This window comes from Bradyrhizobium murdochi (assembly GCF_000472965.1).
Taxonomy (GTDB): Bacteria; Pseudomonadota; Alphaproteobacteria; order Rhizobiales; family Xanthobacteraceae; genus Bradyrhizobium; species Bradyrhizobium murdochi.
In genome coordinates, this window is the sequence record NZ_AXAU01000001.1 from 1 (window position 1) to 26,535 (window position 26,535).

Annotated in this window: 32 protein-coding genes, 1 tRNA gene and 1 pseudogene; 23 read left to right on the top strand and 11 right to left on the bottom strand. The window is 62.3% G+C overall.

Annotated features, from left to right (window positions below; all coding sequences use genetic code 11):
* A partial coding sequence (locus YUO_RS39360) for a DUF4372 domain-containing protein (RefSeq protein ID WP_035725689.1) occupies positions 1-185 on the bottom strand: 185 nt, incomplete at its 3' end.
* Positions 186-335: 150 nt separating this feature from the next.
* Between YUO_RS39360 and YUO_RS0100010 the strand changes: the two genes are divergently transcribed.
* The 4 genes from YUO_RS0100010 to YUO_RS0100025 all read left to right on the top strand — a co-directional run bounded on the left by YUO_RS0100010 (position 336) and on the right by YUO_RS0100025 (position 4,087).
* Positions 336-1,214, top strand: coding sequence for an SDR family oxidoreductase (locus tag YUO_RS0100010; RefSeq protein ID WP_028345451.1), 879 nt, complete (start codon positions 336-338; stop codon positions 1,212-1,214).
* A gap of 105 nt (positions 1,215-1,319) precedes the next feature.
* Positions 1,320-2,276, top strand: a complete 957-nt coding sequence (locus tag YUO_RS0100015) for a dihydrodipicolinate synthase family protein (RefSeq protein WP_028345452.1) — start codon at positions 1,320-1,322, stop codon at positions 2,274-2,276.
* A gap of 4 nt (positions 2,277-2,280) precedes the next feature.
* Complete coding sequence (locus YUO_RS0100020) at positions 2,281-3,084, top strand: NUDIX hydrolase (protein WP_028345453.1); 804 nt, start codon at positions 2,281-2,283, stop codon at positions 3,082-3,084.
* A gap of 85 nt (positions 3,085-3,169) precedes the next feature.
* Positions 3,170-4,087: a DMT family transporter gene (locus YUO_RS0100025; RefSeq protein WP_028345454.1), complete on the top strand. Its 918-nt coding sequence runs from the start codon at positions 3,170-3,172 to the stop codon at positions 4,085-4,087.
* 7 nt (positions 4,088-4,094) lie between these two features.
* Here the strand turns inward: YUO_RS0100025 and YUO_RS0100030 are convergent, their stop codons facing one another.
* Complete coding sequence (locus YUO_RS0100030) at positions 4,095-4,517, bottom strand: nuclear transport factor 2 family protein (RefSeq protein WP_028345455.1); 423 nt, start codon at positions 4,515-4,517, stop codon at positions 4,095-4,097.
* Between the two features lie 76 nt (positions 4,518-4,593).
* Between YUO_RS0100030 and YUO_RS43540 the strand changes: the two genes are divergently transcribed.
* Together YUO_RS43540 and YUO_RS0100040 are read left to right on the top strand one after the other, a co-directional pair.
* Positions 4,594-5,364 carry a helix-turn-helix domain-containing protein gene (locus YUO_RS43540; RefSeq protein WP_028345456.1) on the top strand — a complete coding sequence of 257 codons (771 nt, stop codon included), beginning with the start codon at positions 4,594-4,596 and terminating at the stop codon, positions 5,362-5,364.
* Between the two features lie 107 nt (positions 5,365-5,471).
* Entirely contained in the window at positions 5,472-8,150 is a 2,679-nt protein-coding gene (locus tag YUO_RS0100040; protein WP_028345457.1) for a PAS domain S-box protein, read from the top strand.
* 15 nt (positions 8,151-8,165) lie between these two features.
* Here the strand turns inward: YUO_RS0100040 and YUO_RS0100045 are convergent, their stop codons facing one another.
* Complete coding sequence (locus YUO_RS0100045) at positions 8,166-8,516, bottom strand: GrlR family regulatory protein (protein ID WP_028345458.1); 351 nt, start codon at positions 8,514-8,516, stop codon at positions 8,166-8,168.
* A gap of 234 nt (positions 8,517-8,750) precedes the next feature.
* Here YUO_RS0100045 and YUO_RS0100050 point away from each other — a divergent pair, with 234 nt between their 5' ends.
* The gene (locus tag YUO_RS0100050) at positions 8,751-9,200 is read left to right on the top strand and encodes a hypothetical protein (RefSeq protein WP_083754493.1); all 450 of its coding nucleotides are present in this window, start codon (positions 8,751-8,753) and stop codon (positions 9,198-9,200) included.
* Positions 9,201-9,324: 124 nt separating this feature from the next.
* On the opposite strand, the gene YUO_RS0100055 is transcribed toward YUO_RS0100050, so the two are convergent.
* On the bottom strand, positions 9,325-9,708 hold the full coding sequence (locus tag YUO_RS0100055) for a VOC family protein (RefSeq protein WP_028345460.1): 384 nt from the start codon (positions 9,706-9,708) through the stop codon (positions 9,325-9,327).
* Positions 9,709-9,853: 145 nt separating this feature from the next.
* On the opposite strand from YUO_RS0100055, the gene YUO_RS45845 reads away from it, so the two are divergent.
* The 3 genes from YUO_RS45845 (at position 9,854) to YUO_RS0100070 (ending at position 11,237) form a co-directional block, all read left to right on the top strand.
* Positions 9,854-9,991, top strand: a complete 138-nt coding sequence (locus tag YUO_RS45845) for a hypothetical protein (protein ID WP_156908426.1) — start codon at positions 9,854-9,856, stop codon at positions 9,989-9,991.
* Between the two features lie 9 nt (positions 9,992-10,000).
* Complete coding sequence (locus YUO_RS46945) at positions 10,001-10,603, top strand: hypothetical protein (RefSeq protein WP_051379150.1); 603 nt, start codon at positions 10,001-10,003, stop codon at positions 10,601-10,603.
* A 139-nt stretch (positions 10,604-10,742) separates the two neighbouring features.
* Positions 10,743-11,237: a hypothetical protein gene (locus YUO_RS0100070; protein WP_028345461.1), complete on the top strand. Its 495-nt coding sequence runs from the start codon at positions 10,743-10,745 to the stop codon at positions 11,235-11,237.
* 13 nt (positions 11,238-11,250) lie between these two features.
* On the opposite strand, the gene YUO_RS0100075 is transcribed toward YUO_RS0100070, so the two are convergent.
* A complete protein-coding gene (locus YUO_RS0100075; RefSeq protein ID WP_028345462.1) occupies positions 11,251-11,625 on the bottom strand; it encodes a hypothetical protein in 375 nt (124 codons plus the stop codon).
* 233 nt (positions 11,626-11,858) lie between these two features.
* On the opposite strand from YUO_RS0100075, the gene YUO_RS45855 reads away from it, so the two are divergent.
* The 3 genes from YUO_RS45855 to YUO_RS0100090 all read left to right on the top strand — a co-directional run bounded on the left by YUO_RS45855 (position 11,859) and on the right by YUO_RS0100090 (position 14,198).
* Positions 11,859-12,059 (top strand): hypothetical protein, encoded by a 201-nt coding sequence (locus YUO_RS45855; RefSeq protein ID WP_156908427.1) that lies wholly within the window; start codon positions 11,859-11,861, stop codon positions 12,057-12,059.
* Between the two features lie 531 nt (positions 12,060-12,590).
* Positions 12,591-13,547 (top strand): alpha/beta hydrolase, encoded by a 957-nt coding sequence (locus YUO_RS0100085; RefSeq protein ID WP_035725696.1) that lies wholly within the window; start codon positions 12,591-12,593, stop codon positions 13,545-13,547.
* A 306-nt stretch (positions 13,548-13,853) separates the two neighbouring features.
* Positions 13,854-14,198, top strand: a complete 345-nt coding sequence (locus YUO_RS0100090) for a hypothetical protein (protein WP_028345464.1) — start codon at positions 13,854-13,856, stop codon at positions 14,196-14,198.
* 834 nt (positions 14,199-15,032) lie between these two features.
* Here the strand turns inward: YUO_RS0100090 and YUO_RS0100095 are convergent.
* The 4 genes from YUO_RS0100095 to YUO_RS39375 form a co-directional block, all read right to left on the bottom strand.
* Positions 15,033-15,536, bottom strand: coding sequence for an SRPBCC family protein (locus tag YUO_RS0100095; protein ID WP_028345465.1), 504 nt, complete (start codon positions 15,534-15,536; stop codon positions 15,033-15,035).
* Complete coding sequence (locus YUO_RS0100100) at positions 15,520-15,876, bottom strand: ArsR/SmtB family transcription factor (protein WP_028345466.1); 357 nt, start codon at positions 15,874-15,876, stop codon at positions 15,520-15,522. Before YUO_RS0100100 ends, YUO_RS0100095 begins: the two co-directional genes overlap by 17 nt.
* A gap of 224 nt (positions 15,877-16,100) precedes the next feature.
* Positions 16,101-16,177: transfer RNA gene (locus YUO_RS0100105), tRNA-Arg, on the bottom strand.
* Positions 16,178-16,224: 47 nt separating this feature from the next.
* The gene (locus tag YUO_RS39375; protein WP_035725986.1) at positions 16,225-16,479 is read right to left on the bottom strand and encodes a hypothetical protein; all 255 of its coding nucleotides are present in this window, start codon (positions 16,477-16,479) and stop codon (positions 16,225-16,227) included.
* Positions 16,480-16,810: 331 nt separating this feature from the next.
* Between YUO_RS39375 and YUO_RS0100115 the strand changes: the two genes are divergently transcribed.
* The 3 genes from YUO_RS0100115 (at position 16,811) to YUO_RS0100125 (ending at position 20,267) form a co-directional block, all read left to right on the top strand.
* Positions 16,811-17,257: a hypothetical protein gene (locus YUO_RS0100115; protein ID WP_028345468.1), complete on the top strand. Its 447-nt coding sequence runs from the start codon at positions 16,811-16,813 to the stop codon at positions 17,255-17,257.
* A 265-nt stretch (positions 17,258-17,522) separates the two neighbouring features.
* Positions 17,523-18,398, top strand: a complete 876-nt coding sequence (locus YUO_RS0100120; protein WP_028345469.1) for a DMT family transporter — start codon at positions 17,523-17,525, stop codon at positions 18,396-18,398.
* Between the two features lie 132 nt (positions 18,399-18,530).
* Entirely contained in the window at positions 18,531-20,267 is a 1,737-nt protein-coding gene (locus YUO_RS0100125; RefSeq protein WP_028345470.1) for a methyl-accepting chemotaxis protein, read from the top strand.
* A gap of 294 nt (positions 20,268-20,561) precedes the next feature.
* Here YUO_RS0100125 and YUO_RS0100130 read toward each other — a convergent pair whose 3' ends face one another.
* Positions 20,562-21,221, bottom strand: a complete 660-nt coding sequence (locus tag YUO_RS0100130; protein ID WP_028345471.1) for a peroxiredoxin — start codon at positions 21,219-21,221, stop codon at positions 20,562-20,564.
* Between the two features lie 460 nt (positions 21,222-21,681).
* On the opposite strand from YUO_RS0100130, the gene YUO_RS0100135 reads away from it, so the two are divergent.
* Both YUO_RS0100135 and YUO_RS39380 read left to right on the top strand, forming a co-directional pair.
* The gene (locus tag YUO_RS0100135) at positions 21,682-22,242 is read left to right on the top strand and encodes a hypothetical protein (RefSeq protein WP_028345472.1); all 561 of its coding nucleotides are present in this window, start codon (positions 21,682-21,684) and stop codon (positions 22,240-22,242) included.
* 255 nt (positions 22,243-22,497) lie between these two features.
* Positions 22,498-22,776, top strand: coding sequence for a hypothetical protein (locus tag YUO_RS39380; RefSeq protein WP_035725699.1), 279 nt, complete (start codon positions 22,498-22,500; stop codon positions 22,774-22,776).
* Between the two features lie 67 nt (positions 22,777-22,843).
* On the opposite strand, the gene YUO_RS0100145 is transcribed toward YUO_RS39380, so the two are convergent.
* Positions 22,844-23,203 (bottom strand): hypothetical protein, encoded by a 360-nt coding sequence (locus YUO_RS0100145; protein ID WP_028345473.1) that lies wholly within the window; start codon positions 23,201-23,203, stop codon positions 22,844-22,846.
* Between the two features lie 395 nt (positions 23,204-23,598).
* Between YUO_RS0100145 and YUO_RS0100150 the strand changes: the two genes are divergently transcribed.
* From YUO_RS0100150 to YUO_RS0100170, 5 genes and pseudogenes are all read left to right on the top strand, one after another.
* A complete protein-coding gene (locus YUO_RS0100150; RefSeq protein WP_235782593.1) occupies positions 23,599-24,252 on the top strand; it encodes a Crp/Fnr family transcriptional regulator in 654 nt (217 codons plus the stop codon).
* 174 nt (positions 24,253-24,426) lie between these two features.
* Positions 24,427-24,525: pseudogene (locus YUO_RS44400) on the top strand (protease); the annotation flags it as partial.
* 29 nt (positions 24,526-24,554) lie between these two features.
* The gene (locus YUO_RS0100160) at positions 24,555-25,007 is read left to right on the top strand and encodes a PPC domain-containing DNA-binding protein (protein ID WP_028345475.1); all 453 of its coding nucleotides are present in this window, start codon (positions 24,555-24,557) and stop codon (positions 25,005-25,007) included.
* A gap of 74 nt (positions 25,008-25,081) precedes the next feature.
* Entirely contained in the window at positions 25,082-25,573 is a 492-nt protein-coding gene (locus YUO_RS0100165) for a YciE/YciF ferroxidase family protein (protein ID WP_028345476.1), read from the top strand.
* A 325-nt stretch (positions 25,574-25,898) separates the two neighbouring features.
* Positions 25,899-26,426, top strand: a complete 528-nt coding sequence (locus tag YUO_RS0100170; protein ID WP_028345477.1) for a hypothetical protein — start codon at positions 25,899-25,901, stop codon at positions 26,424-26,426.
* Positions 26,427-26,535: the final 109 nt, after the last annotated feature.

Here is a 26,535-nt window from a genome sequence, read left to right on the forward strand (position 1 = left end):
CCCGCCACCACCCCGCGCAGACTGTCGTTCCTGCTCAGCTGCGCGTAGATCAGCGCCACCAGATGATCCCAGCTCTTGAATGACTTGTCGTAGGCATCCCCGCCCAGACGATCCACAACTGTCTGAAACTGCCGCCGATTGATCGGTTCAAGGAGCCTTCCAAAAATGCTATCGCGAAATCGCATGCTCGGCCTTCTGTGTCTCGACAACCAGAAAAGGCCGATTTGCCTCGGTCTCGCCGAGCATGCACCGCGACATAGTGAATCATTCCCCGGACAGCCCTGCCGCAGGCGGGGCGAGGTAAGAAAAGAGCGGCGGTTAAGGGAGAACACACGATGGGATTGCTCGACGGCAAAGTTGCCATCATCACCGGTGCAGGCGGCGGGCTCGGTGAGGCCTACGCCAAACTGTTCGCGCGCGAGGGCGCAGCGGTCGTGGTCAACGACCTCGGTGGCCCTCGCGACGGCTCCGGCGCCGACGTCTCCATGGCGCAGAAGGTGGTCAACGCCATCAAGGAAGAGGGCGGCCGTGCCGTCGCCAATGGCGCCGACATCTCGACCATGGCCGGCGGGCAATCGGTGTTCGACGACGCCATCAAGAATTTCGGCCACGCCGATATCCTGGTCAACAATGCCGGCATCCTGCTCGACGAGACTTTTGCCAAGGCCAAGGAGGCCAACTGGGACAAGGTGATCAGGGTGCATCTCAAAGGCACGTTCTGTTGCACCCAGCCGGTGTTCAAATGGATGCGCGAGAACGGCGGCGGCGTCATCGTCAACACATCCTCGACGTCGGGCCTGATCGGCAATTTCGGCCAGACCAACTATGGCGCTGCCAAGGGCGGTATCTGGGGACTGTCGAACGTGCTGGCGATCGAAGGCCGCAAGTACAACATCCGGGTCTGGACCCTGGCCCCGGGGGCGCTGACCCGCATGACCGCAGACCTGCCGCGCTATAAGGAGAGCCCCGGCGCCGCGCTCGGCCCGGACGGCATCGCACCGGCCGTGCTATACATGGTCAGCGATTTGTCGGGCGACCAGACCGGCAAGGTGCTCGGCGTCTCCGGCCCGCGCGGCGTGCGGGAGATGCGGATGATGGAAATGGAAGGCTGGAAGCCCCCGTTCACGGGCTGGAAGGCCGAGGACATCGTGACCCATGCCAAGGAGATCTTCTTCTCCGAGGAGCAGATCAAGATGGGCGCACGAAGGTTCTAATGTTACCTGTCGTTCCGGGGCGCGCACGGCGCGAACCCGGAACCTCGAGAGTCCGGGTTCGATGCTGCGCATCGCCCCGGAATGACGAAAAGGATAGAGGCACGAATGACAAAGCTCACCGCCCAGGCCGCCGGCACCTTCGCAATCGCGCCGACTCCGTTCCACGACGACGGCCGGATCGACGAGAAATCGATCGATCGCCTGACCGACTTCTACGCCGAAGTCGGCTGCGACGGCGTCACCGTGCTCGGCATTTTGGGCGAGGCACCGAAACTCGATGCTGATGAGGCCGAGCAGGTGGCGATCCGCTTCGTCAAGCGCGCCAAGAACATGCAGATCATCGTCGGCGTCTCGGCGCCGGGTTTTGCCTCGATGCGCTCGCTGGCGAAAGCGTCGATGGATGCCGGCGCTGCCGGCGTGATGATCGCGCCGCCGCCGCATTTGCGCACCGACGATCAGATCACCGGCTATTTCAAGCAGGCGCAGGAAGCGATCGGCGACGAGATTCCCTGGGTGCTGCAGGACTATCCGCTGACGCTCAACGTCATCTTCACGCCCGCCGTGATCCGCAAAATCGTGATGGATTCGCCGTCCTGCGTGATGCTCAAGCACGAGGACTGGCCGGGCCTGGAGAAGATCTCCACGCTCCGAAACTTCCAAAAGGACGGCTCGCTGCGGCCGCTCTCGATTCTGGTCGGCAATGGCGGACTGTTCCTCGATTTCGAGATGGAGCGTGGCGCCGACGGCGCCATGACAGGCTACGCCTTCCCGGAACTCCTGATCGACGTCGTCAAGCTGTCGAAGGCCGGCAAGCGCGACGCCGCGCACGATCTGTTCGATGCGCACCTGCCGCTGATCCGCTACGAGCAGCAGCCCGGCGCGGGCCTGTCGGTGCGCAAATATGTGCTGCAGAAGCGCGGCATCATTTCTTCCAGCGCGCAGCGCAAGCCGGGTGCGGCGATTACGGCAACGGCAAAGGCCGAAGTCGATTATCTGTTGTCGCGGGTGGCGCGCGTCGACCGCCGCGCCGATCTGCAACCGCAGTCCAGCGCGGCGGGTTAGTCATATGGCCGAAGCCGTCGTCGCCCCGCGTCCTGCATCCACGATCCTGCTGCTGCGCGACAGTGCGGAGCGTAAGGAAATCGAGATCTTCATGATGGTTCGCCATTATGAGATCGATTTCAATTCCGGCGCGCTGGTGTTTCCGGGCGGCAGTGTCGACAAGGGCGACAAGGAGATCATCGCGCGGCCCGAGCTCTATTCGGGAGGCGAGGGGCTTGATGAAGCCACGCTGAGTTTCCGCATCGCCGCAATCCGCGAAACGTTTGAGGAAAGCGGCATCCTGCTGGCGCGGCCGAAGGGGGCGACGGCGCTGGTCGATGCCAAGCGTGCCAGCGAGATCGAGGCTATCAATCGCGCCGACCTCTGCGACAGCAAGATCACGTTCCTTAACGTGCTGGCCGACAACGGCATGGTGCTGGCCCTCGACGAGCTCGTGCCCTATGCCCACTGGATCACGCCGGAGGGCATGCCCAAGCGGTTCGACACCTGGTTCTTCCTCGCCGCCGCGCCACCGGAGCAGGTCGGCGCCCATGACGGCAGGGAATCCACCGACTCGATCTGGGTCTCGCCGCGCGAGGCGCTGGAGGGCGGCGAGAGCGGGCGCTTCAAGCTGCCGTTCCCGACCACCCGCAACCTGATCAAGCTCGGCAAGCAGGCCAGCGTGAAAGCTGCGCTCGACGACTCCAGAGGCAAATTGGTCGTCACCGTGACGCCGGTGATGACCAGGAACAATGGTGGCCGCCAGCTCCGCATTCCCCTCGAAGCCGGCTATGACGGCGACGTGTTCGAGGTCGGCTCGGTCGGCTAGCATAGTTCGACGGGTAACGAAGTATCTATGTATGTCCGCGCGGTAGACTCTGCTTCGAAGGCAATTGAGAACGGGCCGGCGAAGCATGGCAGAAGCACATCCGCGACTTGCGGGCACGGCGACCGAACTGGCACTGCTGCTGGCGTTGGCGACACTGTGGGGTGCCTCGTACACATTCATCAGGATCGGCGTGGCGACGATTCCGCCGATCACATTGATCGCGTGCCGCACGCTGATTGCCGGATTGTTGCTGCTGGCCATCATGCGCTGGCGCGGTGTGAGAATACCGGTTGATGCCGCGACCTGGCGACGCTTCCTGTTTCAGACCTGCCTCAACAGCGTCATCCCGTGGACGATGGTTGCCTGGGGAGCGCAGGCGTTGGACGCGGGGGTGGCAACCATCCTCAATTCCACCGCGCCGATATTCACGTTTTTCCTGACACTGGCCGTCACACGCCATGAGGCTGTGACGTCACGAAAGCTGCTCGGCGTCATCGCCGGGATGGCCGGCATTTGCCTGATCGTCGGCGTGCAGGCGCTCTCCGGCTTCGGCGAGGAGCTGGCCGCCCAGATCGTGATGGTACTTGCCGCCATCTGCTACGCTGGCGCGGCGATCCTCGGCCGGGGTTTTAAGGATCTCGATCCGATTGTGCCCGCGGCCGGATCGTTGCTGTGCGGCGCGGCGCTGCTGATTCCAGTGAGTCTGGTCGCGGAGCGGCCATGGACGCTGCAGCCGTCGACCAGCTCGATACTGGCGCTGGTCGCGCTCGCGGTGTTTTCCACGGCACTCGCCTTCGTGATCTATTTTCGCCTGATCCGAACCTTGGGCTCGGTCGGCACCACCGCGCAGGCCTATGTGCGGGTGCCGATCGGTGTCGCGGTGGGCGTGGTTTTTCTCGGCGAGCAGCCGAGTTCGACCGCCTGGATCGGCCTTGCCTGTGTCGTCGTCGGCGTCGCCGCGATGACGATCCCGGAGCGGAAGCGGTCCGCCGCGGCGGCGTGAATCGGCTTTACGCCAGGAAGGCGTCGACCAGCGCCTGGTCCTGGTCGTAGACCCAGCATTCGGAAAGCAGTCCGTCGCGCACGGTGTACACCAGCAAACGCTCGACCTCGGCCGTTCTGCTGTCGCGCTCAAAGCGCTCGCGGACTAGCAGCGCGCCGTGTTCGGGTCCGGCCATGACGTCGACAATGGCGAGCAGCTTACGACTGGTGCGCTTGGTGACCTCAGCCAGGACGGCGAGCGCGGCGACCTTGCCCCTGTGATCGCCGGAGAGCGGATTACGGCCGAAATAATGCAGCGTAAAGTCGCTATGATAACAGGCGGCAAGTGCTGCACGATCGCCGGCGAGCCACGCGCTCGCATAGCGGCCGAGGGCCTCTCGGTTGCGCTCAATCGCAGCTTTGGGCTCGATTTCAGAACGGCTATTTGCCATCGTTGTCCATCTCGTGGGTCGTTGTCATCCGCAATGATTGAACCGGCCGAACCTTTGGGGCTTTCAGGAACTGGCTATGGGCGAGACGGCGGCAGCGAAATTGATCGGATGGGGCGCCCGCGTGCTGTATCTGGGTCCGGCCTTCGGGCTGACGCCGCACCGGAACGCGACTGCCGTTCTTGCCGTCGGCCTCGACGGGCGGCTGGAAGTCGCTGACGATCCGAGCGATTGCACGACGCCGTATCGCGCAGCGCGCAGCGTGCTGATCATGCCCAACAGCCAGCACCATTTGCGCATCGAGCGGGGCCGGATGGCCTTCCTCTACGTCGATCCGTTCGGACGCGATCTCAGGGCGGTGATCACGCGGATGACGACAGTGACGCCGCGCGCAGCCTTCGATCTGCGGGAAGAGCCCGCTGTGATCGATATCCTGACGGGGTTGGCCGAAAACCGCATCGCGGCACCGGAGGGGCGCGCATCCCTTGGTGAGCTATTGGGTATCGGCGGGCAGGCTGAACCCAACGCGCGCATTGCCGGAGCACTGCGGCATATGCGGGACGAGCCGCACCGCGCACACCGGCTGACGAGCCTTGCTGCCCGCGCAGGCCTGTCGCCGTCACGCTTCCTGCATTTGTTCAAGGCAGAGACCGGGGTGCCGCTGCGGCGCTACCGCATCTGGAACCGGATGGGTGCCGCGGTCCGCGCCAGCGGCGAGGGTGCATCCCTGACGGAGGCCGCCCACGCGGCCGGCTTTGCGAGCTCGGCACATTTCTCCAGCGCATTTCGCGACATGTTCGGCATGATGCCCTCGGACCTGGCGAAGGCCCTGAAGCCGGGGGCGGGCTGATCCAGGTGATCCGGCCCATATACCGTCATTAACCACTCGGCGGCATGTTCCCTACGGCCCGAAATACATCGTATATTGCGCCCGATTGGAGCCCGGCCCCGACCCACATGACCGCTGAAACGCCGCCGAATTCGCCGCCGCGATCGTTCTCGCTTTCGATCGGCCAACTGACATTCGGCAGTTTCATGCTGGTGCTGGCGGTGATCATCATCACCTCGACCGCCAGCGTCGTCGCCATCCGCCACATCGATTCGACCTTTGCCGAGCTGCAGCGGCTGCAGAGCCTCGGCGATCTGGCCGAGGACATCGACCGCCGCATGAACGAGTTGCGGCTCGCTGCGCGGGATTTCGTCACCGACCCCGGCAACCAGTCGCTCCAGGTCGGCGAGGCGGCCACCGCGCTGAGCGAGGTCCTGAAGAAAACGCGGCTGGAACTCGCGCCCGAGCAGCAGGACATGATCGACGGCGTAGCCGAGCGGCTGTCGACCTACCGCGGCGGCATCGAACGGATTTCAACGCTGATCAACCGCCGCGCCGAAATGATCGTCGCCTTGCCGGCCCTGCGCGAGCAATTCGATACTGCGATCGCCGAGGCATCTGATCCGCATTTGGCAACGGCCCTGGCTCAGGCCCAGAGCCGCATCGCCTCGGCACTGCTGGCGCATAACCCCTCCGCTGCCGAACAGGCGGCGCAAAGCATGCGCTCGATGACGATCGCGGACCCGAAGCTGCGCGCGATCGTCGACGATTACGCGCTGGCGATCGCCAACATATCGACCCGCGAAGGGCAGATCTCCGACATCGACAAGGAGGTGTTGGGCGTGGAGGGGCGGCTCATCCAGCGCGTGACGGAATTGTTGCGTGACGTCAGCGATCGGCGGGGACGTGTTCTCTCTCGCGATTTTGCCAGGACGCTGGCCGAAGCAAAGTGGCAGAGCATCGTCCTCGGCACCGCCGGTGTCCTGATCGGGCTGTTTGCCTCGCTGCTGGTGGTTCGCCGCACTGTCCGTCCGCTTGCCGCGATCGCAACTTCGATCCGCGCGGTGGCCGGCGGCGAGAAGAACGCCTCGATCCCGGCGACCGACGTGGACAACGAGATCGGCGATATCGCCCGCGCCGCCGAAGTATTCCGGCAAACACTGGTCGATGCCGACACCGCGCGCGAGGCGGCGGTGCGTGCGCTCGCCGAACAGCGGCTTGCAGAAGAAAGTTACCGCAAGTTGTTCGAGTCCTCAGTCGACGGAATTTACGTCACGACGCCCGGCGGCGCGCTGCTGAACGCCAACCCGGCGCTGGCGCGGATGATGGGCTATGCCACGCCGCAGGATCTGATCAACGGCATCGGCGACATCGCGGATACCGTTTACGTTCAACCCGAAGCGCGGGCGGAATATGCGCGGCTGATGCAGCGCGACGGCATGATCCGCGAATACGAGTACCAGGTTCGCACCCGCACTGGCGCGGTGCTGTGGCTCTCCGACAGCGCCAGCGCGGTGCGCAACGAAGCGGGGGAGATCGTCCGCTACGAAGGAACGGTGCGCGACATCACCGACCAGAAACGGGCCGAGGATGCAATCGCCGAAGGCCGCCGCCTGCTGCAAATGGTGATCGACACCGTGCCCGCGGTCATCAACGTCAAGGACAAGCAGCTCCGCTACGTCCTGATGAACCGCTATATGGCCGGCATTTTCGGGGTCGAGCCGGGGTATGCGATCGGCCGCACCACCGCCGAGTTGATGTCGCGCTACGGCGCGGAAAAGACCGACGAGCCCGACAAGCGGGTGCTGGCGGTCGGCAAGGAACTCGGCTTCTACGAGGAAGAATACAAGGACGCGTCCGGCCATATGCGGCAGTGGCTGGTCAACAAGCTGCCGATCCTGGATGCGGCCGGCGAGATCGAGAACATCGTGACGGTTGCGCTCGACATCGGAGAGCGCAAGCGCGTCGAATCCGAGATGCGCAAGGCCAAGGATGCGGCGGAGGGAGCGCTACGGAACCTGCGTGAGACGCAGAATTCGCTGATCGAGGCGGAAAAGCTCGCCGCGTTGGGACGGCTGGTGGCCGGCGTGGCCCATGAGGTCAACAATCCCGTCGGCATCAGCCTGACGGTGGCGTCCGCGCTGGAGCGAAAGACGTCGAACTTTACAGCAGAGGTCGCCCGCGGCGAGTTGCGGCGCTCCAGCCTGAACGATTTTCTCGACACCAGCCGCACGGCGTCGTCGCAGCTCGTCGCCAATCTCAACCGCGCCGCCGAGCTGATCCAGTCGTTCAAGCAGGTGGCGGCCGATCGCAATTATTCGGACCAGCGTACCTTCGATCTCGGCGATCTCACCGAGCAGGTGGTGATGTCGTTGCGGCCCGGCCTGCGCAAGCACAATCTGACGCTCAACGTCGAGTGCCAGCCCAACCTGATGATGAACAGCTATCCGGGGCCGTACGGACAGGTGCTTACCAACCTGTTCCTCAATTCGGTGGCGCATGCCTTCCCGGACGGCAAGCCGGGGACGGTCGATATCCAGGTGCGGGAGTCCGGCAAGGACAACGTCGAGATCATCTTTTCAGACAACGGCATTGGCATGAGCCTCGATGTCCGCCGCCGCGCCTTCGATCCATTCTTCACCACGCGGCGCGATCAGGGCGGCACCGGGCTCGGCCTGCACATCGTCTACAGCATCGTGACGACCCGCCTCGGCGGCCGGCTCGACCTCGATTCCGAGCCGGGCGGCGGCACGCGCATTCAAATGATCCTGCCGCGCACGGCGCCGCTGGAGCAGGCGGCGGAATAGGGGCGCGCCCGGCCGCTAATCGATATCAGCCAATTTGTGCAATGTGGCGCCGAAGATCTGGCTCGCTTTGCCGACAAGCGCGGTTCCATTCATGCTGCCGCGGGTGTCGGTGAAGGTTCCGGATACGCCGATGCCGACCGGGGCGGGGCCGCCGAACAGCGGATTATCGTTGTCGCGCGGGGTGGTGTGACGCTGCACCAGGACCTCGCCCTTGAAGGTGTCGCCCTTCACGGTGTAGCTGCCGGTATAAAACAGATAGGCGTCGCCGCCGAGAATCTGGCCGTCCCGGAACAGAATAACGCCGCTGCCCTTGCCGACGCGCCCATCCAGCAGGGTGACGTGGATCGAATAGAGCCCGTTCTTCATGGCGTCCCAAATGCCGGCCGCCGCGCCCACGGAAGCCGGCAATTAATTATGCCAAAGCGTGGCCCACAGCGTCAACGCGTCAGGTTGTCTGCCAATTCCCGTACAGGAAGCAAACCCGCACCGTACCGCCCCGACGCGACGCGAGGGTGACGGGCGCTGAACCGAATCAAGTTGGCCCGTGAAATGCATAGTGCTCTTCGGCACCGGCCGGTGGGTGCAGGAGCAGAGAAACAGGTGACCAACTGGATCAATTCCGGCGGCCACGTTGCGCGCCGACACACAGAAAAAAACTTCCGTGAAACTACGGCCCGTCATCGCACGGGCCGCTGGAAGAAGCCACTGATGATCGGCAGCGTGCTACTGACGTTGCCGCTGGCCTCGTATCCCGGCCAAGCCCGTGATCCCGACGGCCGCTATGCCAATTCACCGCTGAAGCAATGGTTCGACAGCCTAAGGAGCGGCAAGGGACCGTGCTGTTCCGACGCAGACGGCAGCGCCGTCAGCGACGTGGATTGGGAATCGAAGAGCGGGCATTACCGCGTTCGTATCGACGGCGAATGGTACGACGTGCCTGAAGATGCCGTCATCACCGAGCCGAACCGGGTAGGGCGAACCATGGTCTGGCCGATCCGCGGCTATCAGGGATTGAGCATTCGCTGCTTCATGCCGGGATCGATGACGTGAGCGACTATCAATCCTCATCCTGAGGAGCCGCGCGAGCGGCGTCTCGAAGGATGTAGGCCCGCCTGTGGCCTCATAGTTCGAGACGTGCGTGCCGCGCCCCTCACCAATGAGGATCAAATGATGCTCATGTATATTTCTTGTCGCGTTCGAGCAGTTCGATCGAAATGCCCTGCGGCCCACGGATGAAGCAGATGCGAACGCCAGGACGTATGGTGGTCGGCTCCTTCGTGAACTCGACGCCCTTGGCCTTGATCTCGGCCGCGACCGCATCGATGTCTTTTACCGTCAGGCCGAAATGGTCGAGCCCCTGATAGGGCGTCACCGGCGGCGCGTTCACGCCGTCGCTGGCGGCAACGGGTGCGATGAACACGTTGGCGCCGCCGAGTTTGACGTCGAGCCGCCCAGGGGCACGGACGATCTCGCCGCCCAGAATGTCTTCCAGCCAGGCGGCAGTCGCTTCGGGATCGGGGCTGCGCAAGTGCACATGGTCCCAGGTAACGGTCGGCATCTCGATTGGTCTCCCATTATTGTTGTTGCGGCGCTGAAGGTCGGTTGCGTCGCGCGGCAATGGAGCCGCCAGCCAATCCACAACTTTATCCTGCAAGTCTTATCCTGCAAGCCTTGCACCGCCGCCGCAATATTGTCGAGGTGGCATGAAACCATTCCTGCCCTGGATGATTGTTGACGGCGGCGGGATCCGTATAGCGGCGGTCGTGACAGAAGCCGTACGAGAAAACGCCCGTATGGCTTTTTTCATGTGCGGCACGGCAATCGCCGACGCTGCCGGGTGAGGGCGAGGTATGAGAATCGCCGGGTGGTCGTTCGGAAAATTCGAAGCGCGGCTTGCCGTGCTGCCGGCGATCGCTATCGTTGGATGCGCCGTATGGTTGATGCTCCCGCAAGCGAGCGATGCCGAAAGCCATCTGGCGCCGACGCCGTCTGAAGTTGCCGGCGTCACGCAAGGCATTTTCCGCACGGATGATCCGGCCGCGACTCAGGCGACCCTGCCGAGCCCGGGGCTGGCAGCAGTTTCTACCGATCCCAACCAGGCGGTTGGCGCCGCGGCGCCTCTCGACATCGCGTCGCCAGAGACGGTTGCTCCTGCCACGTCGCCGCTCGACGGCCTGAAAATCATCTCGCAGTCATGGCGAAGGGGCGGGCTCGGCTCGAAAGCGCTGGTGACCTTCACGCTTCGCAATACCAATGACTACGCGGTGAGGGATATCGAGATCGCCTGCAATTTCATCCGCCGGGACGGCAGCCATCTGACCGCCCGCAGGCGGATCATTCCCGATACCGTGAACATGAAGAGCCGGAAGCGATACGCAGGCATGCTGGTCGGGTTCGTCAACGTTCACGCGAATAAGGCGAAATGTTCACTGGTGACGGCCAGCCGCGTTTAGCCCTGTGCGGCCGAACTCACCTTTCATCTCCAAAATGTGACCTGCGCCTTTGAACCTTGCAAGTTGAGCGGGAACTAAACGGTATATCGCCCGTTGGGCGTGTTGAACCGCGCGGCGTTCGCGCGGGGGAGTAAGACCAATGCCCGTGACGCGTTATTTCCTGTTTGTCGGCGGAGTGCTGCTCGCGCTGTTGTTGGCGATTGATGCGCTTGTCCCAGAGCAGGCGGTCGTGGCCAGCCAGGCCGTTTCTTCGGTCGACAAGACCGCTTCGTCGGTCGACAAGACCATAGTGCGCATTCGTTCCGACCAGAAGCTGCCGGAGCGGGTGGTCTTTGACACCAGCCTTCCGACCATTGTTCCGCCGCCGGCCATGACCGCCCAAGCCATTGCGCCGTCCGCGACCCCCGCCGCAGCCCCTGGCTCGGCCGACGCCGCTCAGGCCCGTGCGCGGGAGACGTTTGCCCAATACGTCCCGGCGGAGGCGAAGAAGCCGGAGCCGCCGGTCCAGCGCAAGCGCAAGGTAGCAAGAAGCCGTCCGGCGCCGTCGATGCAGTTCGCGCAACCGCCGCAAATGCGGGTCGCGCAGCAGTCACAGTTCGGCTTCTTCGGTGGCCCCAGCTGGAACACCTGGTAAGCGCCCCGCCTGACTAGCGTGGTAGCTTCGGAATCTTGTCCGCAAAGCCATTGTAGCAGGTCAACCGTTCGTCTTCCTCCTTGACGAAACGGCAGTCATTGACGCCCTTCGCCGCCGGCGCCTTTGGTTTGGGCTGTGGCGCATAAATGGCGTCGTAGCAATTCAGGCGTTCCTTGGTCGCATCGTCGATGTCCTGGCAGGCCTGCAATTTTTGGGCGACCGACAACGGTTTTTCTTTCTTGCCCGCCGTCGGATTCTTCGCCCCGACCACAACCAGGGGTTTGCCGCCAATGGTGGGAGGATTGGCCGGGCCGGCCGGGGTACTCGTTCCCTGAGCCAGCGCCGCCGCCGGATACAGGATTGCCAGCGTCAGGATGATCTTTCTCATATGAAATGTCCGAATAGCCGTAAGCTGAACCAGCGCCGCTGGGAGAACCACAACTCCCGACCTTCGGAATCGAAAATCCCGCTGGGCGCCTGCGTTCTCTAGCATCATCCCCGAGCGTCTGTCTAACTCGTTGATTTAATAGCCATTCAATTGAGCCTGCGACGGTTTGGTGGGCGCAGCCGGGCCCTTACGCCCATTGTCGGCGCGCTGCGGACGCTACATTGGCGTCGTCCATGGCGAGGCGGCCGCTACCGAACCGAGCGATTGCAGAAGGGCGACGCGACGTCGGCTACGGTAGCCATTCGATCGATAATGTCGGCAGCGGGCCTGCGCGCATCCTCGCCACGAATTTCGGGCAGCCGGCGGAACTGTTCGGAAAATTCGCCGACCGCGACGTGATCATCGTCCCAGAGGATGGGGCCCATTGGGGATAGCGCGCTTTGGGTGCCTGAAAACCCCGCCTGATTTCGCGAGCAATCGCATCAGTGGGGTTCAGACGCAGGTCTAGCGTAGGCGATAGGCGTCAAATGCGTGGGCCAGGAATATGCCGATGCTGACGAAGGCGAGGAGTGCCGTCACGACGTCAGTCATAGCCTTCCTCCCTGTATTGCCATGCCGGGAAGGGCACGCTTGAGAAACTCGCGGTAGATGAGGTTGAGGACCGATACCAACATGATCTAACCCCTTGTTTGATGGTGCAACCCTAGCGGCTCTTTGTTTCCGGAGCGCTTCGCGGCGGAGCAGAATGGTTTCGTCGCGCCGGCTCGCGATCACAGAATTGCGACGGAACCGGAACCATCCAAAACAAACCGTGTCAGCGATCGACCCGCCCTTTTCTCGCCATCCTAATTCAGGAAACGTGCGGGGCGGTGCTAGGGCAATGTTCCCAAAGGTCCTACGTGATCATCCGACATTTGCAGCAAAACGAGACTATTAGGTCGCGCCGCGCATTCCTGCGCGGAATTGTGTCTTCGGCCAGCGCGCTTGCGCTCGGCGGATGCGCCAGCCTTGGCGCGACGGGCGCGCGTTACGACGCTTCGTCGCTCTCGGTGGAGCCGACATTGCTGGTCGCAACCACGCGCAAGCCGGTGAGCGGCGGGCGAGCGAAACCGTGGTTCGGGCCGGAGCGGGCTTCGAAGATGATCGTGGCGCGGGCGAAGCTGGTGCCGCCCGACGAGAAGCGTTTCTCCCTCGCCGCAGCCGGACTTGGCGATTGGCGTCTCGATACGGTCGAGCCGGTATCGGGAGAGGTCGGTGATCTTCTCGGGCAAACCAGCGGCGGCTCGGACGTGCTGATCTACGTGCACGGTTTCAAGCAGACGTTCGAGACGGCGGCGCTCGATGCCGCGCACCTCGCCGACGGCGTCAGATTCCGCGGCCAGACGATGGTGTTCTCCTGGCCGTCCAAGGCGGGACTGTTCGATTACGCCTATGACCGCGATAGCGCGATGTACTCCCGCGATGCCTTCGAGCGCGTGCTGCATTCCCTCGCCACTGCCCCGAGCGTCGGCCGCGTTCACATCGTCGCGCACAGCATGGGCACCATGCTGACACTCGAAGGGCTGCGTCAGCTCTATGCACGATATGGCGACAGCGTTGCCGGCAAGATCGGGGCCGTGGTGTTCGCCTCACCGGACATCGATATGGATGTGTTCTCGTCGGCGACCCAGAATATCGGACCGCTCACCCGCAAGATCACCGTCGTCGCCTCGACGAATGATCGCGCGCTTGCGTTGTCGGGACGATTGGCCGGCGGGATGACGCGGGTCGGCGCCGCCGAGAAGGCCACGATCGAGCAGCTCGGCGTGCGCGTCATCGATGCCTCCGATTCAGGCTGGGGCATCATCAACCACGATCTGTTTCTATCCAATGCCGAGGTACGGAAGGTGATACGCCGCTCGATCGATACTTCGGCCGCGTGAGCTCGCCTTCGGCGCAACGGCATCGCACGACAACAGATGGCGCCCGTCCGTCGCCGGCAAGCGGTCACCACAACGTCACGGTGTCGTCACCCATAATCTCGCCAAATTGACGGAACAATTATTCGTGGCCGGCACGGTGGTGCTCGGTCTCGCCTCGAACTGCTCAACGCTTGAATTGCTCAACGTCCGCAACGCCGACCGGTTGTCGGCGCGCGATGCTTTGCGAGTCGATCGGAGAGATATGGGCGACAGCGGACCTTGTCGGCGATCCAGATTGTTCAGTTGTTACAGAGGAATATAAAAATCATGCGTCAAGCAACATCCAAGGCCGCGGCAGGTTCGCGCGCGAACCATCGACAGGTGCTATCACTCGCGGCGGGCGTCGCCTTGCTCGCGGGCGTCACTACGGCTCATGCGCAGAGCACGGGCATCGCCTCCTGCGACGACTTCCTGACCAAGTACGACGCCTGCGTCGTCTCCAAGGTCCCCGAGGCACAGCGCGCGATGTACAAGACGCAGATCGACCAGACGCGCAAGGCGTGGGTCGACATGGCCAAGAACCCGTCGACCAAGGCGACCATGGAAGCGACCTGCAAGCAGACTTTGGATGCGACGAAGGCATCGCTCACGGCCTATGGCTGCTCGTTCTGATCGGCGCCTGCGCCGCTGAAGGGAGTGGCGTCGAATGGGCGCCACTCCCTGACGGCGTGCGGGACCAGACGGGGAGCGGCCAGCGATGCCGGCGAGGCGCTCTTTCGGAATTTCAGAACGACGCGGGCAGTGCCGGCACACGATCAAAGCGGCGCGTCTTCAAGGCGCGGTCTGCAAATTCCTCCTTGTCTCGATTAACCACTTGTTAACCATAACGCCCCACCATTGCCGCTCTCACAGAGAGTCGCCTAGGACCGTAATCCGAAGGCGCGATTGACCGTTCATCTTGGGGGTGAGCAGAGGCTCGCGGGGCTCCAAGGAGCAACGTCATGTCATCATCTGGCGTACGCCTGCTGTCCGATTTCGTCCCGGCGATTTTCGGCGCACTTGGTTTGGGTATCCCGATTGCGGTCGCGATCATCTGGATTTGTTCCTGATCGCGGAATGTCGCTTGGCTTCGAGGTTCGGCTGTGCGGGGCTCGGCGCACCCCGTCTGTCGATTGCCACGGTATTTGACCTTGGCTGCCGGCTAAGCAGCTGAAAATCAATAAGTCGGATTTTCGAGGTGACGGCAAACCGGCCTATTTTGCCATGGTAAGTCGCCCAGACGTTAGATAGATGCAGTTAGAGCAATTTGCGCGGGTGCGCCTGGGTGAACTGGAACGTCGCGGTTGGGTGGGAAGCGGAATGCCAGCTTTTGGTTGACCGGCTGATGGAAGCAGACGCTCATCCAAGGTAACCGCCTTCAGCTTTGCGCCCAGCTCCGGCCGGAGAGGCCGGTGGAGTCACTTCCCAAGAGCAGACGTTCCCCCGAGGCGAGTTTCCCGACCCGCGCTACCTGCCTATGCTGGAAAGCAATTCGTCGAGCTGCTCCAACTGCTCCGGCAATCCGGCCGCCGAGCCCTGTAGTGCTTCCTCAAGCGCCTCCTTGGACGGATAGACTTCGTGGAAATTCAGTAGCGTCCTCCCGCCTTGGTCCTCGAAGGTCACGGTCGTGATGGCGCCCTCTTCGCCCTCGTCGTTGGTCCAGACGATGCGCTCGTTCGGCACCACCTCGAGATACTTGCCATAGAAGGCCATGGTGTCCGAACCGCCGGCGCCGAATTCCAGCCGATACTTGCCGCCGGTACGGACGTCCATATCGCACGATACGAGCGAAACGCCGGTTACCGATTTTGGCACCCACCAGCGCTGGAACAGCTCGGGCTGGCTCCACGCCCTGTAAACTGTGTTCGGCGGCGCGTTGAATGTCCGCGTTACGACGAGTTCGCGATCCCCTCTGCGCTCGACTGACGTGCGGTTCTGCGCACCACCTGCACTGTTAACTTGCTGATTCATCGCTCCCCTCCTGTTTCATTTCGCTGATGATTTCGTCCAATGCTTCGAAGCGGGCCTCGAAGAGCTTGCGATGCGCCTCGATCCACTCGGCCTCCGCCTTGAGGCCGCGTTTCCCAAGCTTGCAGGTTCTCACCCGTCCGACCTTCTGCGTGACGACAAGCCCCGCCCGCTCGAGAACCTGGACGTGCTTCTTCATGCCGGTCAGCGTCATCTGGAACTTATCCGCGAGACTGGTGATCGACGCGTCCCCTCGCCCAAGCTGATCGATGATCCCGCGGCGGGTCGCATCGGACAGCGCCGCAAACGAGAGATCGAGGGGAGGACTTACATACTGAACCATATAGTTCAGTATGTAACCTGCTCGCGCAGGAAGCGCAAGCGTCCCGAACTTTCCATGCCGTAGACCGGTCATTCGAGGTCATGCACCGCGGCGGCGGCAGCAAAAATCGTCTGCTGCGGGTCGATAGCCGACGGCCCAGCCTGAACTCCAACATCCGTTCAGCCGTCAGGGTCAGTTAGTGACGAAAAGGTCATTTATCGTGGCAATTGACACCGTCAGGGAAATGGCGCGCTCGGAAGGATTCGAACCTCCGACCCTCGGAATCGAAATCCGATGCTCTATCCAGCTGAGCTACGAGCGCCTGCGGTGGCTGGTATCAGACTTGGCCTGATAGAGCCAGTAGCGAGCTTAGTTGCAAGGATGTCGCCGGCGGTCCTGGCCGATATAGGCGGCTGCGCCCTGGCGGCAGAGGATGGTCGAGGGGCCGTCGTAATAGGCGAAGGTGCCGGGCTGCGGGCCGGGCCCGTAATTGTGCAGGAAGCTGATGGGGTAAGGCAGGCCCCAATTGTGCGGGTGCCGATTATGGCGGGCGTCCGCCAGGTTTGGGGCGAGGGCCGCAGCGGAGAGGAGGGCGGCGGCAACAAGAAACTTCGCTTTGGTCATTTCGATTCTCCGGAAGTCCCACTGAAACTGCAGTGATTCGATCTGAACGAGTAGAAATTCGTGCGAAGAAAGCGCGTTAAAACAAGAAGATAGAAGCCTAAGCTGTGATTCGATCGAAGCCCGTAACCCCCTGCCATTTTGGCTGATCCAACGTCCCATTCTAGGAGAATCGGGCAGAAATGCTGCGAAAAGCCATCCTAGCGCGCCCATTTTTGGCCTCAAGCGATGCTTAACGAATTCCCAACACAGTCCGGCCAGAGTTCTGTCCGGTCTGACTTCAAGGGCCGACCTATCCGCGTCTAACAAAGGCTATCCGGTTCCCGATCGACCCATGCGCATCACGTCTCTTGCCTTGCTGTCCCTCTCGGTCCTGGTCGCGAGCCCGGCGCGCGCCGACCTGCATATCACACGCGACCACGGCGGTTATGTCGAGGAGTACAAGGCCAAGTACAAGCGCATCCGCGACCGCAAGGAGCGCGTCATCATCGATGGCATCTGCAACTCGGCCTGCACGCTGGTGTTCGGCATCGTGCCGATGAACAAGATCTGCGTCACGCCGAAGGCAAGCGTCGGTTTCCACCTGGCCTATTACGACAAGGCCTTCACTTTTGGCATCAAGGTGACGAGTGCGGAGGGGACGTCGGACCTGATGTCCTATTACCCGGAAACGGTGAAGGACTGGATCCGCCGCAATGGCGGGCTCACCACCGAGATGAAGAAGATCAAGAACGGCCGTGAGCTCTGGAAGATCGTCGATCCCTGTCCGGAAGAGTGGTGATCCGGTAACTTCCCCTGCCGACGAGAGCCGTGTCCCGGACGCGGTGCAGCGTGTAACGCTGCTCCGCAGGGCCGGGACCCACGGACGCAATAGGCCCCGGCATAGCAGCGCATCACGACGCTAGGTGCGTCGCGCTGCGCAGCATCCGGGGCACGAGACCGCATCCCCTGGATCTTACCCTGCATGTACAAGATATTGGCACGTCGGCGCGCCCCCGCGATCGGTGATTGCCGCACAGCATGCGATCGGGCAACAGGGGCGGCAAATGACTGGTGACTTCGAAAAAATTGCCGCGCGCGCGGCGCCCGCGATCTTCGTCGTGCTCTGGAGCACGGGCTTCATCGGCACCAAATATGTGCTGAACAGCGCCGAGCCTCTGACCTATCTCGCGATCCGCATGGCGTTCGTGGTGGGACTGATGGCGATTATCGTCGCAGTCGCGCGGCCGCGTTGGCCGGATCGCATCGGCATAGCGCACAGCGCCGTCGCCGGCATTCTCGTGCACGGCTTCTATCTCGGCGGCACGGCGATCGCGATCGCACATTCGATTCCGGCGGGACTCTCGGCTTTGATTCCGGGCTTGCAGCCGATCCTCACTTCGACGCTTGCGAGCCGCTGGCTCGGCGAGCGCGTCACGCCGCTGCAATGGAGCGGATTACTGCTCGGGCTCGTCGGTGTCGTGCTGATCCTGCACGACAGGCCGATGAGCGGAGAGGCGGGTTGGGGGTGGCTCGCCTCGGCCGTCTCGCTAATCAGCATCACGCTCGGCACCCTGTACCAACGCCGCTACTGCAGCACAATCGACTGGCGGTCCGGCAATCTCGTGCAATACGTGGCGGTGACGATCTTCTTCGGTCTCGGCGCATGGCTGTTTGAGACCAACGAGGTGCATTGGACTACCGAGTTCATCCTGGCGCTGGCCTGGCTTGCGGTCGTCCTGTCGATCGGATCGATCGGGCTGCTCTATTGGTTGATCCGGCGCTCGGCCGCGACGTCGGTAGCGAGCCTGTTCTATCTGGTGCCCGCGGTGACATCGCTGATGGCCTATGTGCTGTTCGGCGAGCGGCTGGACGCGGTCTCGATCGCCGGCATGGCCGCCTGCGCGGCCGCCGTGCTGGTGGTCAACCGCCGCTCAGTTTGAAGTAGAGCGTTGAGCTCGCCTGCACGTATAAATTTCATGAAGCATATCAGTATTTTCTCCGGGTTGTGCCCATTAAGGCGATCGTAAGCAAAACGGGTCAGATTGGGTGCGATTTTGGGGGGATTTCTCGTCATGACCACGCAATCCGTTGGAAAGTTCCTGCCGGCGCTCAAGCTGCGCCTCGGTACCAAGGCTGTCATCTGTGCGATCCTCCTGATCGCGGTGAATACCGCGCTGGTGGTTGGGGCGGCCCATTGGTCGCTGACCTCCGAATTCGGCGACCGGGCGCTGCGGGACATCGAGGTCAACCTGCGCACGCTAGGTCTGGCATTTGCCGAGACCTACAGCGACGCCAAGATCACTATCAAGGACGGGGCGGTCGCTCGGGCCGAAATTCCGAAGATGCCCGAGTTCAAGGACCACGCGATCGTCGATCGCGCGGTGGGCTATGCCGGCGGCAACGCGACACTTTTTGTCTATGACGACGCCAGCAACCAGTTCCTCCGCCGCACCACCAATGTGAAGAAGGAGAACGGCGATCGCGCCGTCGGCACTCAGCTCGCGGCAGACCATCCCGGGCAGGCGGTCGTGCGCCGCGGCGAGGCCTACCGCGGCCCGGCGACGCTGTTCGGCAAGACGTTCATGACGGCCTACTATCCGATCGTGAATCCGGCCGGCAAGGTGATCGGGCTGCTGTATGTCGGCATTCCCATGGCTCACTACGAGAGCATGCTGTCGCATGCCATTCAGAACATGGCGATCGCAGCCGGCGTCGCGGCGCTCCTGGTGATGCTCCTGACCTTGCTGCTCGTGCGCCGGGTGACCAAGCCGCTGACCTCGGTCACGGCTTCGCTCACCGCCATTGCCAACGGCAATGCCGACGTCGAAATCGACTGCGACGACCGGATGGACGAGATCGGCGAGATTGCGCGGACCCTCGCGGTCTTCAAGAACAATTCGGTCGAACGTCGGCGCTTGCGCGACGAGCAGATCGCGGCTGCCGCGGCCGCTGCCGAGCAGCGCAAGTCGGAATTGCGCGGCTTCGTCGACGAGTTCCAGGCCAGCGTTGGCGGCATCCTCGACAAGGTGCTGAGCTCGTCCAACGAATTCGAGCGCGTGGCCCGCCAGCTCACCGACACTGCGCGGACCACCGCAAGCCTGTCCGGCAAGTCGGCCGGCGCTTCTGAGACCGCCTCCGAGCATGTCCGTACCGCGGCGACAGCTTCGGACGAACTCTCCAGCTCGATCGCCGAAATCACCCGCCGGGTCCAGGAATCGAACGGCATCGCAGCCGACGCCGTCAAGCAGGCCGCCGCCACCGACCAGCGCATCAACGAATTGTCGGAAGCCGGCGCCCGGATTGGCGACGTGGTGAAGCTGATCACCTCGATCGCCGAGCAGACCAACCTCCTGGCGCTCAACGCCACTATCGAGGCGGCGCGGGCAGGCGATGCCGGCCGCGGCTTTGCCGTGGTGGCGCAGGAGGTCAAGAGCCTCGCCGGTCAGACCGCGAAAGCGACGGAAGAGATCTCCAGCCAGATCGGCAGCATGCAGCTTGCGACCGAAGAGTCGGTCAGCGCGATCAAGGCGATCGGCCAGACCATCGAGCGCATCAGCGACATCGCCACCTCGATCTCGGCGGCGGTCGAGCAGCAGCGTGGCGCGACCCAGAACATCGCGCAGAGCGTGCGCGCGGCGGCGAGCGGCACGGCCGATGTTGCGGCCAACATCCGCAACGCTGCGCAGGGCGCCGACGAGACCGGCGAGACCTCGAGCCGGATGTTCGCCTCTGCGCAGAATCTGTCGAGCGAAAGCCTGCACCTAAAGGCCGAGGTTGAAAAATTCCTCGATCGCGTCCGCGCCGCCTGACGGAAGCGTGGCGTCGGAGCCGGACTGCACGTGCCGGATTGGATGGTGCGGGTAGGGTGGGCAAAGGCGCACTTGCGCCGTGCCCACCATCAAGAGCGATGCAAGTATTGATGGGCACGCGGAGCCTGTCATCGGGCGCGCATTCGCAGGACCCGTTGGCTTTGCCCAGCCTGTGAACTTAACTCGTCATTCCGGGATGGTGCGTTAGCACCAGACCCGGAATCTCGAGATCCCGGATATGGTCCTTCGGACCATTCCGGGATGACGGTTTCGATTGCGCAGCAATCGCAACCGTCACTTCGGCTGGGGCACAATCCGGATATAGGGCTTCGGTGCCTTCCAGCCGGCCGGATAGATCGTCTTCGCCTCGTCGTCAGACACCGAGCCCGCGATGATGACGTCTTCGCCCTGTTTCCAGTCGGCCGGCGTGGCAACGCGATGCTTTGCGGTCAGCTGCAGCGAGTCGATCGCGCGCAGGATCTCCTGGAAGTTGCGGCCGGTGGTCATCGGATAGACGATCGTCAGCTTGATCTTCTTGTCGGGGCCGATCACGATCGCATTGCGGACGGTCTGGTTGTCCGCAGGCGTGCGGGTGAGGGGATCGCCCGAGGTCGAAGCCGGCAGCATCTCGTAAAGCTTGGAGACGTTGTAGTCGGTATCGCCGATCATCGGATAGTTCGGAGCAGCACCCTGCGTCTCCTTGATGTCCTCCGACCATTTGGAATGGCGGTCGACAGGATCGACGCTCAAGCCCATCAGCTTGACGCCGCGCTTGTCGAATTCCGGTTTCAGCTTGGCGAGCAAGCCGAGCTCGGTGGTGCAGACCGGGGTGAAATCCTTGGGGTGCGAGAACAGCATCGCCCAGCTATTTCCGATCCAGTCGTGGAATTTAATTTTGCCCTCAGTGGTTTCGGCTTCGAAATCGGGGGCGACAGCGCCTATCGGAAGTGCCATGGTTTTACCTCATGTTGTTCAAGTTGCAGGGAAATTTGCCTTAAGGATTATAGGAGTCTGAAGCGGTTAAGTGAACCGGTTAGCGCAAAAGGTGAGATCCTTCTCCGCGAGCCCGGAACTACTAGCATCTTCTTTTGATCCGCACCCCTGCGACGAAAAGGCCGTTGGCTCCTGTATTCGATGGAGGAAGGCAGGTTGACGAGCCATCCTCTTGTTCGATCGCGATCTTTTCATAGCCGTTCCACTTTCTTGCCGTCGGTGCCCTGATATTGCCCTTATCGCCCGCGTCACGCCGGGCCGCTTTGCACCCGGGAATGCATTGATCTGAACCGTGACCGACCTCACAGCGACCAATTGGCAACCATGTAAAAATCAGGGAATGCGGGTTTCGAATTGTTAACCGCTCGTTCATGGCCCGTATGGAAATGCTGAACTGGAATTGAAATTGAGAAGTGCAATTATGTCTGCCCCGACCGCTGAAATATCTCTCCAACCATCCTGCCGCAAGACCGCCGCTCATGCGCTCACCATCGTGCGCGACGGCGTGATCACCGGCGAGGGCCCGACGACCAAGGGCCGTATCCATTTCTCCCGCGCACTCGATGCCGATGATGCCGCCTGGTGCGCACGCATCCTCACCGTGAGCGCCGTTGAGCATGAGCCGGTGAGCCGCGCCGAAATCGAAGCGTTGTTCGAAATCAGCGATGCGGCGGCGGAACGTACCGACGACGGTCGTTTCGACGATTTGCTGGCCAAGGCGGTCGCCCACCATGCCGCTTCCGAGTCCGGCCTGCCGGTGCCGCCGCGCACCGTGGCGCTGTCGCCGGATACGGCGATCGAGAGCTGGGCGCCGGTGAAGGCCGCCAACATCGACACCAAGGTGCTGGAATGGATCGCCAGCCAGATGCGCGGCAAGCGCCACAGCAACCGTCGCCTTGCAGCGCTGGTCGCTACCCTGGTCGGTGCCGCCGCGCTGCCGCTCGCGCAACTGCCGGGCATGCTGGATATGGGAATGCTGTAGGTTCATATCTCGATGCGGTTCTTTTGAAGCGGCGGGGTCATTCCCCGCCGTTGTCGTTTGTAGGATGGGTGGAGCGAAGCGATACCCATCAGGGCCAATGGCCATGGGTTTCGCTTCCGCTCTAACCGTCCTACAATATTAGTGCGGAACCGGCCTCAAGGGTCGGGGAGCATTGGCCGGGGCGGCCAAATCCTGCTTGGAAACACATGGAAACATTGCAGCCTGACATCGTTCTTCGGTGGAAGGAGGCCCGCCATGAGCAAGTTTCATGAGAAGGTCGAGGCTCAGACCAAACAGATCATCGGGCAGATGCTCGGCGACGACCTGCTGGTCCGGGAAGGCAGGGAGCAACACCGGCAAGCGACAGAGCCCGAACCGACTAATCCCGTATCGTCCGATGGCAGCGATGATCAGGGCATTGTCCGTGATCAACGGGGACAGGAGCAACCCAAGGACAAGGAGCGTGCCCAGCACGTGAGCCGGGTCGACCGCGGCGGCGATCCGCCTGGAAAGAAGATTTCAGGCAATCGCTAAATGAAGCAATCGCTAAACAAGAGAAGAGGCGGTGTTGGACCGACTCTTCTCTCATGCCCGTTGTTAGCTACTGACAGATATGGCGCCGACCGTCTCCACCGATGAATGTCGTTCCGGGTTGACAGACGAAGCCGCTATTGTAGTAGCGCGGCCCGTAGCCATAATTGTAGGCGTAGACGTCGTTATTGTAGGCGTAGACGTCGTTTCGGAACGGCGCAGTCGCAATCGCGCCGGCCGTGCCAATCGCGCCGCCAACCACGCCGGCGGCTATCTCACCCGGCCAGAATCCGCCGTGGCGATGATAGACCCGGTCCTGGGTTTGCGGCTTACGGATGGCATCCGACCGTCCGTGAGCATCCTGTGCCAGTGCCGGTACTGTGACCGCAGTCGAAAGAACTGCCGCTGCGGCTAGGAGCTTCAAGTTCATGAGTTGTCTCCGTTGCACTTTTAGCGCCAACCGGAGGCGCCTACGACCGTTCCGATATCGTGATCGGTTCGCTTCAAACGGATGTGAGGTTTCAGTTCCAGTTTCTGTTTTGCAGGCGCCCGCGTCGGAGGCCCTTCCAGCGTGCAATGACCGGGATTGGCTCCTTGCGGTTCAGCAGGGAGCGACTTGCAATGTCGGGTGACGGACAGACGCCGATCCCGCGAAAAGGATAGCGTTCGATATCAACGGTAACCCTCCGGCAGCCGCGTGACTGAGAGACGCAAGTGCTCCCGCCATTCCGGGAGTTCTCATGCAGTCTTTTTTAAGCAATTTGCTGCTGTCGTCTTTCGCCCCCGCCGGACCTCGAGCAATTGCGGCCTCACCTCAGACCGGTCGTGCTGGAGTCCGCCAAGATTCTGCATGAAGCCGGGGAGAACATTAGCGGGGTCTATTTTGCATTCGATGCGGTGGTTTCGCTCGTGGTGCTGCTCGAGAGCGGAGAAACCGTTGAAGCCGCCATGGTTGGCCGCGACGGTGTCGTCGGCGCTTCGGCGGCCTTGGACGGCAAGCTGGCCCTGAATCGCGCGATCGTTCAGATCGGCGGACATGGAGTGGTGTGTGAGCCCGACGCATTCAAGCGCGTGGTGCTCGACCGCCCCGGCATGCTTTCGATGATCATCAGTCACGAGCAGACGGTTTATGCCCAGGCGCAGCAATCTGCCGCCTGCAACATTCTCCACGATTCGACGGCACGGCTGTGCCGCTGGCTGCTGCGTGCGCGCGACCTGTCGGGAAGCGATACGCTCCCTTTCACGCAGGAGTTTCTCGCGGAGATGCTGGGTGTCCGGCGAACCACCGTTTCCCCGGTGGCGCATACGCTGCAAGCGGCGGGAATGATCCGATACCGGCGAGGCAAGATCGAGATCACCGACGTCGAAGCGCTGCGGGAAAGCGCCTACGAGTGCTATGAGACGGTTCGTAACAATTACGATCGATTGCTGGGGCACAACCGCAATAGCGGCCCTGATCACGCACCTCCGAAGAGTTGAATTACAATCCGTTCTGGCTTGATTGGGATCCAGCGCCAGTCGAGCGAACTTTTCGGGGAATAGCGAGTTCCCGCGCCGGTTCGCCTCTCGGGCCAGAGGCGCGGATTCGGATCGACGGGAACGATGCACTGTAGTGCCGATTGACCGGGACAGCTCGCTCTCAGGGAGCACCCGATGGATCTCGACGGAAAGAAAATCGCAATTCTGGCAACGCACGGCTTTGAACAGTCGGAACTCGAAATGCCGCGTGATCGGCTGAAAAAAGCCGGCAGCGCAGCCTGACCGCCATTTGCGAGGTCGTCATGAAGAGCAAACGTATCGGCGCCGACGACAAGGCGCAGGTTCACGTCGTCATTCTGGACACCGGCGAGGAGGCGTTTGCCGCGCTCACCCGGTTCGCAGCCGAATCCGGGGTCTTCGCGGCCTCGCTGACCGCGATCGGCGCCTTCGAACGGGCGACGATCGGCTGGTTCGACGTCGCCGCGAAGAGCTACCGGAAGATCGAGGTCGACGAGCAGTGCGAAGTCCTCAGCGCGATCGGCGACGTTGCTGCCGGCGACGACGGCAAGCCCAGCCTGCACGTTCACGTCGTGCTTGGCCTTGCCGATGGCTCGACGCGCGGCGGTCATCTGCTGGCAGCAACCGTGAGGCCGACGCTCGAAGTGATCTTGACCGAAGCGCCGGCAGCGCTTCGACGCAAGAAGAGGCCCGACCTCGGAATCGCCCTCATCGATCTTGCGGCGGGGGGCGGGTAGCGCATCCGACGAGCGCTGTAGGAACCATTTCGTTCGGTCTCATGTTGTCAGCGCACCCATCAACGGAGGAAGCCATGCCTGACAGAGACCTGAATGAATTGTTCCTGGATACGCTGAAGGACATATACTACGCCGAGAAGCAGATCCTGAAGGCGCTGCCGAAAATGGCGAAGGCTGCCACCTCGGACAATCTGCGGGCCGCCTTCGAAAAGCACCACGAAGAGACCGAGGCGCATGTCGAAAGGCTGGAAGAGATATTCGAACTTCTCGGCAAGCCAGCGCGCGGCAAGAAGTGCGAAGCGATCGAGGGCATCATCGATGAAGGCAAGGACATCATGGAGCAGTATGCCCATACGTCCGCGCTCGATGCCGGCCTGTTGGCCGCCGCCCAGTCGGTCGAGCATTACGAGATTTCTCGTTACGGCACCCTGAAAGCCTGGGCCGCCAAGCTCAACAATCCGCAAGCCGTCAAGCTGATCGACCAGACGCTCGCCGAAGAGAAAAAGACCGACGAAACCCTGACCAAGATCGCGGAGACCGAGGTCAATTACGAGGCCGCGGCATAGGACCCGCTAGTTCTACCGCGTCATAGCTGCTCAAACCCTCATCCTGGGGCCCCGCAGAGCGGGCGTCTCGAAGGATTAGGCTGCAGATGGGGTCGTCGGCGTCCAGGAGAGCATCTTGGCAATCTGTTTCGACTTCCGGACCAGAGCCTCATGGCTCCCGCCGGAGTTCGAGACCATAGGGGAACACGGCGGCAAAACGATCGCCGAGGGAGTAGTTTCGCGGGTCGCACAAATTATTTGCGCGCCGGGGGCCAGCGTAAGCAAACGTTTAGCCGCTGCCCGTAAAATGCCGGCATCAACTTCTGCATTAACCTCTGGTTAGTCCATGCGCCTTCTGCCGATGAAAGAGCCGGACAGGTCCTGGCGGTCGATCAAGGGCCAGTGGAAGAAGGACGCCGAAAGCGTCGGCGAGGACTTTTCGACCTTTTCGACGGGAAGCTATACAGCCTATGACGGGTTGACCAGGGAAGGCGATCACCCCAGCCTGTACTGCCTATCCGACGGCGAGCGCATCCACGCGGCCTGCCAGGTCAGCCGCCTGATGATGAGCAAATTTCCGGATCCCATCCTCCGCGCGCGCTTTATCGTGGTGTCGCCGGTTTACGAACTCGGCATCGCCGATGCCGGCCAGTACGCCCAGACGATGGTGGCGCTGTTCTCAGGCATCGTGTGGCTGTCGAGGGATACGATGTCGGCGAGCCACATCCGGTTTTTCCTGCGCAGTCCTGGAGACTCGCAGTTCTTCGCGGCGCTGCAGGCGTCGACGCCGGGCTCGCTGTTTTCGAAGTTCACGATCGACGGGGCGCTGATCGAGTGCAGTCTCAAGGAAGACGAGATGGCGGAATCCGCGTGATTCCGCGGCCGCTTTAACCTCCCGATAACTCATTTTGCTAACGCCCTCTTGGCTTGTGGTCCCTACAACACGCGCCTGTGGGGGCAGCGAAAATGCTGAATAATCCATC